Genomic DNA, 12,200 nt, shown 5'->3' with positions numbered 1-12,200 from the left:
CTCATTCTTTGTCCTCAGGGCCACGTGGTGCGGGATTACGGGTGATAAACATCGCATCACCGTAGCTGAAAAAGCGGTATTCGTTATCGACGGCGGCCTTGTAGGCGGCCATGGTCTCGGGATAACCGGCGAACGCCGAAACCAGCATCAACAGCGTGGATTCGGGCAAATGGAAATTGGTGACCAGGGCATCGACCACATGAAACGGCCGGCCCGGGTAAATAAAGATATCGGTATCGCCACTGAACGGTTTGAGCACGCCATCGCGCGCAGCACTTTCCAGGGACCGCACGCTGGTGGTGCCCACGGCGACCACGCGACCACCGCGAGCGCGACAGGCGGCAACGGCATCCACCACGTCCTGGCCGACTTCCAGCCATTCGCTGTGCATGTGGTGGTCTTCGATCTTCTCGACCCGCACCGGCTGGAAGGTGCCAGCACCGACGTGCAAGGTCACGAACGCGGTCTCAACGCCCTTGGCGGCAATCGCCTCCATCAACGGCTGATCGAAATGCAGCCCCGCCGTCGGCGCCGCCACCGCGCCCAGACGCTCGGCGTACACGGTCTGGTAACGCTCGCGGTCCGAGCCCTCGTCCGGGCGGTCTATATAAGGAGGCAGCGGCATGTGCCCGACGCGGTCGAGCAGCGGTAACACCTCCTCGGCGAATCCCAACTCGAACAACGCATCGTGCCGCGCCAGCATCTCGGCCTCGCCACCGCCGTCGATCAAAATCTTCGACCCAGGCTTGGGCGACTTGCTGGAACGCACATGGGCCAGCACGCGATGACTGTCGAGCACCCGCTCCACCAGGATTTCCAGCTTGCCGCCGGAAACCTTCTGGCCAAACAGCCGCGCCGGAATCACCCGGGTATTGTTGAACACCATCAAATCGCCGGGGCGCAAATGCTCCAGCAAATCAGTGAATTGACGGTGTGCCAGGGCGCCGCTGACCCCATCCAGGGTCAACAGGCGACTACCGCGACGCTCGGCCAAAGGGTGGCGGGCGATCAGCGAATCAGGGAGCTCGAAAGTAAAGTCAGCAACGCGCATGATGGGGTTCGTCTAGCAGGGCCGGGAAGTCTAGCGGAAATATCAAAAATTCTCCATGTACCTGATTGACCGACGGTTATCTCATCTCTATACTCCGCGGCCATTGCCCTGATGGCGGAATTGGTAGACGCGGCGGATTCAAAATCCGTTTTCGAAAGGAGTGGGAGTTCGAGTCTCCCTCGGGGCACCAAAATTAAGAAAGGTCTTGCTTAGGCAAGGCCTTTTTTTTCGTCTGTCAAAAAGTGACTGGTACGCCGCCGACCTGTAGGAGCCGGCTTGCCGGCGAAGCTTTTGACCCTCCTCTTCCACACCACCCGCACCGCCGGAACATTTCACAAGGATTCCCCCAATGGAATTGCACCTGGAAACCGTCGCCCTCTTCTCCCTCAAGCTGGCTTATGAAACGGAAGGTTCAAGCCCGATTTTGCGGGATGATTTGGTGATGGGGGATTACCAGCGGGATGTGTTTGAGTTGCTGGTGCGGCGGGGGGATGTTGAGACGATCCAGTTGAAGGTGGATGAGTGTGTGGGGTTGGCGTTGGAGGCTGTTGGGGGTGTAGAGAAGCCGTTGGGGCGGGAGTTGCGGAGGTTGGCGGGGGAATTTGCCGGGATTCAAGCGATGGAGCAGCTTGATGCGCCGCTCGTTGCGCTTAAGGATTATCTGAAAGACATTCAATGAATGAAGGCGGGCGCCCTAGAAGGCGGGAATACCCATAAGCCGAACCTACGTTGGTTGCCTCGCCTTATCCAATAATAGATTTACCCCTTTTTCACTGAATTCTCAGGCGACGGCGTTACCCACCGATAAGGGGCAAGGTAATGGTGAACTCAGAGAACAGCACCCAGCTCCCGCCAAGCGCTAATGTGGCTCGCATGGAAGTAGGCTTGCCTTGTGACCCCGGTCCTTTGCCATGGTTACTGGACGCAACGCTGTCCGGGATGGCCATTACCGGCTTTGCCCTGGCGGGATTGAGTACGTAGACGGTTGCGCCTACGCGCAATCTAGGTGTGCCGCTTGGAGTGAAACCATATGGACGGATTATAGATCCCAGGAGCACAATCAGTAATTCGCACTGGATATGCCAAGGACTAAAAATGCTCCATAGGATAAAAAGCATAAAAGGACTCGCAGTATATGACAACTACATCATTCCAAATGGAATGATTGACTTTAAAGAAAAAAATATTATTTACGGCTGGAACTACTCTGGAAAAACGACTTTATCAAGATTATTTTCATTTCTTGAACACAAAACAATTAGCCAGGACTGCTAAAATTGTTCGTTCGAAATTGAAACTACTGATGGTAGTGTTACGGAAAAAAATCTCACAACGGCCAAATTAATAGTAAGGGTTTTCAACGCTGACTTTATCACCGACAACCTTAACTTTGCAGGAAGCGAAGCCAAACCAATTCTACTACTTGGCGCAGAATCAGAAGCGACCCAATTAGAAATCGAAAGTTCCAAATTGAAGTTAACACGGTGCATTAAGGGAGCAGAAAAACAAGCCAACTCATCAACTACACTAAAAAAGACGCTTGATAAAATCAGAACTGATGCTGCCTCAAAAATCAAAAGCACCATGTCTCTCGTTGCTGCATTCGGCTCAAACCATTTAGAAAAAATAACCGACAACATAAGAAATGGCGATACATCCTACACACTAGACCGAAGCGATTATTACAACGACTTGAAGCTGGCGCGAACCGCAGACGAAGAAAAACTATACCCATTAATTGAGCCATCTAAAAAATACAAACTTATTGAACATACAGTAACAGCAAACCGATTACTTATGCTCAAACCAAGTATCGCCACAGCAATTCAACGATTGGTTGAAAATCCCAGAATTGAAAAATGGGTCGAGGAAGGGCTTTACTTACATACCGAAGAAAAGAAATGCCAATTTTGCAACAATGAATTAGACACAAAAGTGCTGCACGAATTAAAGCAACATTTTTCGAAACATCTAAATGAATATAGACAAGGTCTTGCCGCGCTCATATCTGAAATAACGCAAGACATTATTCAATATAACCCACCCAAAGAAGTTGAAATCAATCATTTATTTCGTTCAAAAATATTATCCGCTACCGCCAAATATACGGATAAGGCAAACAAATACAACGACGCGCTGACAACTCTTACAGAAAAGCTCAAAGCCAAAATGGCAGCCCCCTTTACTGAAGTATCTCTAGGGTCAGTAGAGCCCACAATCGCAGCCCAAAATGATTTCGTTCAAGCCACTGAAGAATTGGCAAAACTAATTAATAAAAACAACGACGCATCGTCTGATTTCACCACACTGAAAGCACAAGCGATTGAAAGGCTCAAACTACATTTCGCCCAAGAATTCATCAAAGATGAAAATCTTGATCAATACGATAGAAAATTTTATCTGTATGCACAACATAGATCCCGCTACCTTTCCATGGCAGAGATCCTTAACAAAAAAATAGAACATCTAGAGCATCAAATTAGTCGAGCCCTACCGGGCAGTAACGAAATCAACAAAAAAATTGAATATTTACTAGGCCCTAACTGCGTCCAAATCACAGTAATAAAATCGGCCGGAGAAGAACGCTTTCAGCTGAGAAGGCGCAATGGAAGAATTGCCAAGCATCTCAGCGAAGGAGAGAAAACTGCTATAGCCTTTAGCTTCTTCCTAACGAAACTTGGGGAAATACAGAATATAGATGAAGCAATTATCTATATAGACGACCCAATTTCTAGCTTAGATAGCAATCACATTTTCCAAGTAAACTCTATAATCAAAGAAACCTTCTTTAAATTAGACAATGTGAAAGGCTGGACCACGACCTGCAAGCAAATATTCTTCTCGACGCACAATTTTGAATTTCTTAGCTTACTGAGAGAAATTCAGCCAAAATTCAACAAATCAAACAAATCCTCAAATTTCCTTATTAGAAAAACGTCCCCATCTAGCTCCATATTTGAACCAATGCCACAATCCATGATGGATTACCCATCAGAATACCATTTCTTATTTGAAGTGCTACACGATTTTCATGTCGCAGAAAACAAATCCGACTACAAAGTTCTAATGCTACTCCCCAATGCCGTCCGACGTTTTGTCGAGCTTTATACTTATGCAAAATATCCGGCGCCAACTGAAACGAGCGTTGACCAACGAGCTGATAGAATATTTGGCGCCGAAAACTCTAAGCGAATACTCAAAGTTTTTCATTTTTTTAGTCACGCAAACAACATTGAACGACTAATGACCAACAGTGATTTAATGTGTGATGTACAAGGTGCAATCGAGGACCTAATGAAGCTACTAGAATCCGACGCCACGCATTTAGAGGCACTAAAAAACGGACTTAACACATGAAGTAATTAAACTACTGCAAATCAAAGAGCAACTACTCTCAACTTATTGACAACAGCTAAAAATCGCGCCGCGTTTGCCGCGATTGCTGTTACATGAAAAAACGAGAACTGATTTTATTGTGGTTTTATTTAACAATAAAGCTTTCCCATTTTCTTACTAGCCTAACTGACCACAACAAATTAGACCTATTACCTTTTCTTGTAGTCACCTTTTCTTGTCAGCTTTTCTGTGCTGACTTCCTTACCTTAACCTTATGAAAAAGGGCCAAGCTGTGAGCCAATTCAAAATCAGAATCTATCAGCCAGGCGATCGAACAATCTGGATTCCCGTGAGTAGTCGATCACCGAACGGCGCAGCACGCGCACTCCTCCCTTCCGTAGTTCCAAACGCTCTCGTCACCCATGGTTACAAAGCTGAACCGGAGTCCTCACCGTACCTTGAGGCTCTTTGCTCGATACAAAAAGCATACATGGAGAAAAAAAGGAAGACATTCATAGTGGAGGATGGGCCAGAATCTCAACGCAAAGATGCTTGGCGTCACGGCAAGCAGAAAAGCGCCTCATTACTCAGTCCTACAGCAGGGTGGGTTGAAATTCCTTTTCGAACTCTCGACGCAATTTCTGCAGAAGAAATAGCTCTCGAAATTGAATCGTCAGGAAAAGTTTTAATTACCTCCCATCGCTTGAGGATCAGTCCCGAAGGTCCAATGTTTCGCCGGGTCTCGCGAGAGGTAAGGACATTCCAAATTGACTTCAGAGCTAGAGCTCTAGAGTTGTGGGAACCAAGGTGTGCGCTAAGCGGAGCGACATGCCTTCTCGAAGCTGCGCACATCAAGGGGGTTGCCACATCTAAACACGAAAGCACCTCAGAAATGTTAAACCCGTACAACAGCATTATTTTAAATGTTGCACTTCACGGATTGCTCGATGAAGGCTTGATCTCATTTTCTGATAATGGCGTTCTGTTGGTATCAAATGCTCTCAATCAGGAGGATCAATCCATATACGGCGTAGACACGCCTAAACGGATTGTTTTCTACCCTGAGGCGCTACCGTTCCTTCAATACCACCGCAATAGTGTTTTTCAAGGGACGGCCTGTTAACTCGAAAACCGAAGGAATTAATGCTGGATGCTCTCGCAGGTTGCATCGGGAAGGCCTGCACGATACCCTTCCGCCGTCGTTGCCAATTCAGCGACCGGGTGTGAGAACCCGTGGAAATCAAGGCGCTAAGCGCCCAAAAACCTGTCGTGGCGTTTTTTTTCGTCTGCGATATGGCTTTATGGCGGCTGTGCGTGGGAGACCTTCGGGTCTGCCGGTTGCCTTGATTGCCGGTTTCTCACCCCGCGCACGGCTGTCACCCAAGCCCGTGAGAAGGCTCGTGGCAGCTCCTCAAATCAAGGATGTTGACCATGACCAAGATAAATCCGTTTGAAATTTGGCTTTCCCCTCTACGCAATTCCCAATCGCGTAACACCCTCCCCCATTGCCTCTCCATCCTCGGAGGTGGCCAATGACCGAACAATCCGAACTTAAAACCATCGGCTTAACCCCCGCCATCTACTGTTCCGATCAACCGCTGTTCCACGTCACTCGCGGCGTTCCGCTCGGTGATGCGTTGTCGATGGCTTCTGATTTTCTGTTTCTGGCCAAGACGCTGACTGAAGATGCTGCCTATGCCAGAGATACCGACCGTCATGCCTGGACTGCGCATTATTTGACCTCGATGAGTAAGGCGTTGGTGGATGATGCGGTGAAGGTGCTTACTCGGGATCGGACTTGTGCGCCGGTATCCAAGCAGGCGGGGGCGAAGGCTGAAGCTTAGAGGTTGAGGCCTGTGGGTGTTGGTGGCTTGTGATGGTGGTGGCTGATTCAGCATTTATGTTGGCTGGGCTGGCGCTTTCGCGGGTAAGCCCACTCCCACAGGGATTTCGGTTGCCTCACCGGTTGTGTTAGCCCCGAGTTTGTTTCGTGATGCAGATAACTAGGCGTGGACCGGACATTTGTGGCGAGGGGATTTATCCCCGCTGGGTCGCGAAGCGGCCCCTGCGTCCATTCAGTCTCACTGAGTTGTTCGGGTTTACGACTGCTTCGCAGCCGGACGGGGATAAATCCCCTCGCCACAGTTTTCTTGCTCGCCTGAAGATTCTCTTGCGTGTACAGCATTTCGAGCTTGTCGGGACTTTCGATCGCAAAGACCAGTGCAAATGGACGCACTAGCACAGCTCTGCTCCTTAGAATTGCCCACCGATCTGATGCTGTTTCTTGCCTGAAATGCTTGCTATACATCCCCCATCGACAAGCCCTCCGGGCATAAGGCCGGTGAGTGAACGCCCCGTGCGGCACTCATCTAGACTTATTGGATAGTCGTAGGCAGAACCGAGCACGTCGCTTTGGTGCGGTTCGATCAATAGCCGCGTGGCAAGCTGCCCTTTATGCCCAGTAGAGGTGCGGCGAAGACCGTGCCGGGCACAACAAGATGCCCGCTCAGGGTGCCCTGGCCAACGGCCTGAAAATGCCACGATACCGTGACGTAGTGTGAGTGCCGCAGCCGACACTTTCGGACGACCGACGACCTTCTGGTTTGTCCGTGACCGTGAGGATTGCTGAATGCCTGATGAGAGTTTGCACCTGCCTGTGGTCAACACCCTGCTGGAGCGCCATAAGGGCACTCCCGGCGCCCTGTTGCCGATTCTTCATGATATTCAGGAACGCATTGGTTATATCCCCGATGCGGCCGTCCCCGAGATTGCTCACGCCCTCAATCTGAGTCAGGCGGAGGTTCGTGGGGTGATCAGTTTTTACCATGACTTCCGTACCTCGCCGCCAGCGCGACATATCCTGCGGCTGTGCCGGGCTGAGTCCTGCAAGAGTCGCGGTGCCGAGCAGTTGGCCGCGCAGTTGCGCGAGCGTCTGCAACTGGATGACCACGGCAGCAGCGCTGACGGCAGTATTAGTTTGCGTCCGGTGTATTGCCTCGGGGCCTGTGCCTGTTCGCCCGCTCTGGAGCTGGATGGTCGGGTGCATGCGCGGCTCAGTGCCGAGCGGCTGGATGCGTTGCTCGATGCTTGCCGGGAGGACGCGTGATGCCGACTCTTTATCTGCCCTGTGATTCGCTGGCCCGTGCCGTGGGTGCCGATGAGGTATCCACCGCGCTCATCACTCAGGCCAAGGAACGCAATCTGCCGCTTGAGTTGCAACGCACCAGTTCGCGCGGGCTGTATTGGCTGGAGCCGTTGTTGGAAGTGGACACTCCGCAAGGCCGTATCGGCTTCGGCCCGCTGACCGCTGCTGATGTGCCGTCCGTACTCGAAGCGCTGGGCAATCCATCCGCGCACCCACTTGCCTTGGGTCTGGTGGAAGAGCTGCCTTATCTCAAATCTCAACAACGCCTGCTGTTCGCCCGCGCCGGTATTACCCGGCCGCTGTCGCTGGACGATTACCGAGACCACGGCGGTTTCGAAGGTTTAAACAGGGCCGTCACCCTTGGTGGCGAACAAACTGCGACGGCAGTGTTCGATTCAGGCCTGCGTGGCCGTGGCGGCGCGGCCTTCCCCGCCGGGATCAAATGGCGCACGGTGCGCGCTACCGAAGCTGCGCAGAAATACATTGTGTGCAACGCCGACGAAGGCGACTCCGGCACTTTCGCCGACCGCATGTTGATGGAAGGCGACCCCTTCCTGCTGATCGAAGGCATGGCTGTTGCCGGCATTACCGTCGGCGCCACCTACGGCTACATCTATGTACGCTCGGAATATCCAGACGCCGTGGCCACACTGCGTGCAGCGCTGAATATCGCGCGCTCCGCCGGTTACCTGGGCGCCAATGTCGGCGGCAGCGGCCAGGCTTTCGATATGGAAGTGCGGGTCGGTGCCGGCGCTTACATTTGCGGTGAGGAAACCGCGCTGCTGGACTCGCTCGAAGGCAAGCGCGGGATCGTGCGCGCCAAGCCGCCGATTCCTGCCTTGAAGGGCCTGTTCGGCCAGCCAACCCTGGTGCACAACGTGCTGACCCTGGCCTCGGTGCCGCTGATTCTCGCCAAGGGCGCGCAGTTCTATCGCGATTACGGCATGGGCCGTTCCCTGGGCACCATGCCTTTCCAACTGGCGGGCAATGTTCGTCACGGCGGGCTGGTGGAACGGGCCTTTGGCCTGACTCTGCGGGAACTGGTGGAAGACTACGGCGGTGGCACTGCCAGTGGTCGGCCGCTGAAGGCCGCTCAGGTTGGCGGCCCGCTCGGCGCCTGGGTACCGCCATCGCAATTCGACACGCCGCTGGATTACGAAGCCTTCGCCGCCATCGGCGCGATGCTCGGTCACGGTGGTGTGGTGGTGGCGGACGACACGCTGGACATGGCCCATATGGCGCGCTTCGCCATGCAGTTCTGCGCCGAGGAATCCTGTGGCAAATGCACTCCCTGCCGCATCGGCTCGACCCGGGGTGTGGAGGTGATCGACCGGCTGCTGGCCGCGCCTGACCAGAGCGGTCGGGATGAGCAGGTGATCATCCTCAAGGACCTGTGCGACACCCTGCAATACGGTTCGCTGTGCGCGTTGGGCGGCATGGTCTCTTTTCCCGTAGCCAGCGCCCTCAAGCACTTCCCCGCTGACTTCGGTCTGCAAGCCTCGGAGGCCGAGCAATGATCACTCTCTTCGACCCGAACACCGATATCGACCTCGGCACTCCTGCCCGCGACAGCCAGGTGCAAGTCACCTTGAACATCGACGGCCGCAGCATCAGCGTGCCCGAAGGCACCTCGGTGATGCGCGCCGCCGCGCTGCTGGGCACCACCATTCCAAAACTCTGTGCCACCGACAGCCTGGAAGCCTTCGGCTCCTGCCGCATGTGCCTGGTGGAGATCGACGGCATGCGCGGCTACCCGGCGTCCTGCACCACGCCTGTCACTGAAGGCATGAGCGTGCACACCCAGACGCCGAAGCTCGCGACCCTGCGCCGCAATGTCATGGAGTTATACATTTCCGATCACCCGCTGGACTGCCTGACCTGCTCGGCCAACGGCAATTGCGAGCTGCAAACCGTCGCCGGCCAGGTCGGCCTGCGGGAGGTGCGTTACGGCTATGAAGGTGACAACCATCTGAGCGATGTGAAAGACACGTCCAACCCCTACTTCGACTACGACCCGAGCAAGTGCATCGTCTGCAACCGCTGCGTGCGCGCCTGTGAAGAAACCCAGGGCACCTTTGCCCTGACCATTACCGGGCGCGGTTTTGAATCCCGCGTGGCCGCTGCCGGTGGGGATAACTTCCTCGACTCCGAATGCGTGTCCTGCGGCGCCTGTGTGCAAGCCTGCCCTACCGCGACGCTGATGGAAAAAAGCGTGGTCGAACTGGGCCAACCGGAACGCAGCGTGATCACCACCTGTGCCTATTGCGGTGTGGGCTGCTCGTTCCGCGCCGAGATGAAAGGTGACCAGCTGGTGCGCATGGTTCCGGACAAGAACGGCCAGGCCAACCACGGCCACTCCTGCGTCAAGGGGCGCTTTGCCTGGGGCTACGCCACACACCCGGATCGCATCACCAAGCCGATGATTCGCCAGCACATCAACGACCCTTGGCAGGAAGTCAGCTGGGATGAAGCGGTGACGTACGCCGCCAGCGAATTCCGTCGGCTGCAGCAAAAATACGGCCGCGATTCCATCGGTGGCATCACCTCCAGCCGCTGCACCAACGAAGAAACCTATCTGGTGCAAAAACTGGTGCGCGCCGCGTTCGGTAACAACAACGTCGACACCTGTGCGCGGGTCTGCCACTCGCCGACCGGCTATGGCCTGAAACAAACCCTGGGCGAGTCCGCCGGCACCCAGAGTTTCGATTCGGTGATGCAGGCCGACGTGATCCTGGTGATGGGCGCGAACCCCAGCGATGCGCACCCGGTGTTCGCCTCGCAGCTCAAACGCCGCCTGCGTGAAGGCGCGCGACTGATTGTCATCGACCCACGGCGCATTGATCTGGTGGACTCGGTGCACGCCCGCGCCGAATATCACTTGGCTCTGCGCCCGGGCACCAACGTCGCCATGCTCAACGCCTTGGCCCATGTGATCGTCACCGAAGGCCTGCTCAACCAACCCTTCATCGACGCCCGTTGCGAGGGTAAAGATTTCGCCAACTGGAGCGAGTTCGTCAGCCGCGCGGAAAACTCGCCGGAAGCCCTTGGGCCCATCTGCGGCGTAGAACCTGCCGACATCCGTGCCGCCGCCCGTCTGTATGCCACCGGCGGCAATGCGGCGATCTACTACGGCCTGGGCGTCACCGAGCACAGCCAGGGAAGCACCGCCGTCATGGGCATCGCCAACCTGGCCATGGCCACTGGCAACATCGGCCGCGAAGGCGTGGGCGTGAACCCGCTGCGGGGGCAGAACAACGTTCAGGGCTCCTGCGACATGGGCTCCTTCCCCCACGAGTTGCCCGGCTACCGGCACATCTCCAACGAGGTGGTGCGGGCGCAGTTCGAACAGGCTTGGAACGTCACTCTGCAACCTGATCCGGGCCTGCGCATTCCCAACATGTTCGAGGCAGCGCTGGGCGGCAGTTTCAAGGGCTTGTATTGCCAGGGCGAAGACATCGCCCAGAGCGATCCCAATACCCAGCACGTCACCGCGGCGCTGTCGGCCATGGAGTGCGTGGTGGTGCAGGACATTTTCCTCAACGAAACCGCCAAGTTCGCCCATGTGTTCCTGCCGGGCAGCTCGTTCCTGGAAAAAGACGGCACCTTCACCAACGCCGAGCGCCGCATCTCGCGGGTACGCAAGGTCATGGACCCGCTGGGCGGCAAGGCCGACTGGGAAGGTACGGTGGCCCTGGCCAACGCCTTGGGTTATCCGATGAACTACAAGCACCCATCGGAAATCATGGATGAAATCGCCAGCCTGACGCCGACCTTCACCAACGTCAGCTATGCCGAACTGGAGCGCCACGGCAGCCTGCAATGGCCGTGCAACGCCGCGGCACCGGACGGCACGCCGACCATGCACATCGAGGAGTTCGTGCGCGGCAAGGGGCGTTTCATGCTCACCGGCTACGTGCCCACCGAGGAGAAGGTCAACAGTCGCTATCCGCTGCTGCTGACCACCGGGCGCATCCTCAGCCAGTACAACGTCGGCGCCCAGACCCGGCGTACCGACAACGTCGCCTTCTACGACGAAGACCGTCTGGAAATCCACCCGACCGACGCCGAGAGCCGTGGTATCAACGAAGGTGACTGGGTCGGCATCGGCAGCCGCGCCGGGCAGACCGTCCTGCGTGCGCGGGTTACCGAGCGGGTTGCCCCGGGCGTGGTGTACACCACCTTCCACTTCCCGGAATCGGGGGCCAACGTCATTACCACCGACAACTCCGACTGGGCCACCAACTGTCCGGAGTACAAGGTCACGGCCGTGGAGGTCAGCCGCGTGTACCACCCTTCGGAGTGGCAAAAACGCTTCCAGGAATTCAGTGATGAACAGCACCGTTTGCTCAAGGATCGCCGTCAGGCCCGTGGCGATAAAGCGGAGGTGCGCCGATGAGTACTGAGAACCTGATCAAGATGGCCAACCAGATCGCCCAGTACTTTGCCAGCCAGCCGGACCAGGAGCAGGCGGTGCTCGGTGTGCGTAATCATCTGCAGATGTACTGGGCGCCGAGCATGCGCAAGGAGTTGTTGGCCTGGCAGACGGCGCATCAGGGGGCGGATTTGCACCCGCTGGTGCAGGCGGCGGTGAGTGGGGCGGGTTGGGAGGCTTAGCCTGCTGGCGGAAAATCTGTAGGAGCGAGCATGCTCGCGATGGACTCGAGAACG

General features: G+C 55.4%; 8 protein-coding genes, 1 tRNA gene and 1 pseudogene. 9 read left to right on the top strand and 1 reads right to left on the bottom strand.

Going from position 1 to position 12,200, the window contains the following annotated elements; translation table 11 throughout:
• Position 1: 1 nt before the first annotated feature.
• Positions 2–1,051, bottom strand: a complete 1,050-nt coding sequence (queA, locus tag ACA058_RS04795) for a tRNA preQ1(34) S-adenosylmethionine ribosyltransferase-isomerase QueA (protein ID WP_497638090.1) — start codon at positions 1,049–1,051, stop codon at positions 2–4.
• Between the two features lie 105 nt (positions 1,052–1,156).
• Between queA and ACA058_RS04790 the strand changes: the two genes are divergently transcribed.
• From ACA058_RS04790 to ACA058_RS04750, 9 genes and pseudogenes are all read left to right on the top strand, one after another.
• A tRNA-Leu gene (locus ACA058_RS04790) sits at positions 1,157–1,241 on the top strand.
• A gap of 159 nt (positions 1,242–1,400) precedes the next feature.
• Complete coding sequence (locus tag ACA058_RS04785; RefSeq protein WP_497638089.1) at positions 1,401–1,730, top strand: hypothetical protein; 330 nt, start codon at positions 1,401–1,403, stop codon at positions 1,728–1,730.
• Between the two features lie 416 nt (positions 1,731–2,146).
• Positions 2,147–4,408: pseudogene (locus tag ACA058_RS04780) on the top strand (AAA family ATPase).
• A 271-nt stretch (positions 4,409–4,679) separates the two neighbouring features.
• Complete coding sequence (locus ACA058_RS04775; RefSeq protein ID WP_497638088.1) at positions 4,680–5,510, top strand: HNH endonuclease; 831 nt, start codon at positions 4,680–4,682, stop codon at positions 5,508–5,510.
• Positions 5,511–5,919: 409 nt separating this feature from the next.
• Positions 5,920–6,231, top strand: coding sequence for a DUF3077 domain-containing protein (locus tag ACA058_RS04770; RefSeq protein WP_497638087.1), 312 nt, complete (start codon positions 5,920–5,922; stop codon positions 6,229–6,231).
• A 785-nt stretch (positions 6,232–7,016) separates the two neighbouring features.
• Positions 7,017–7,493, top strand: coding sequence for a formate dehydrogenase subunit gamma (locus tag ACA058_RS04765; RefSeq protein WP_497638086.1), 477 nt, complete (start codon positions 7,017–7,019; stop codon positions 7,491–7,493).
• Positions 7,493–9,049, top strand: a complete 1,557-nt coding sequence (locus ACA058_RS04760; protein ID WP_497638085.1) for a formate dehydrogenase beta subunit — start codon at positions 7,493–7,495, stop codon at positions 9,047–9,049. Before ACA058_RS04765 ends, ACA058_RS04760 begins: the two co-directional genes overlap by 1 nt.
• Positions 9,046–11,928 carry a formate dehydrogenase subunit alpha gene (gene fdhF / locus ACA058_RS04755; protein WP_497638084.1) on the top strand — a complete coding sequence of 961 codons (2,883 nt, stop codon included), beginning with the start codon at positions 9,046–9,048 and terminating at the stop codon, positions 11,926–11,928. The genes ACA058_RS04760 and fdhF overlap by 4 nt, the downstream gene beginning before the upstream one ends.
• Entirely contained in the window at positions 11,925–12,146 is a 222-nt protein-coding gene (locus tag ACA058_RS04750; RefSeq protein WP_497638083.1) for a formate dehydrogenase subunit delta, read from the top strand. The genes fdhF and ACA058_RS04750 overlap by 4 nt, the downstream gene beginning before the upstream one ends.
• The last annotated feature ends 54 nt before the right edge of the window (positions 12,147–12,200 follow it).

Source organism: Pseudomonas sp. LBUM1649 (assembly GCF_059716155.1).
Note: the sequence above shows the minus strand (reverse complement) of the source record. Positions and strands in the feature narration are given on the sequence as shown.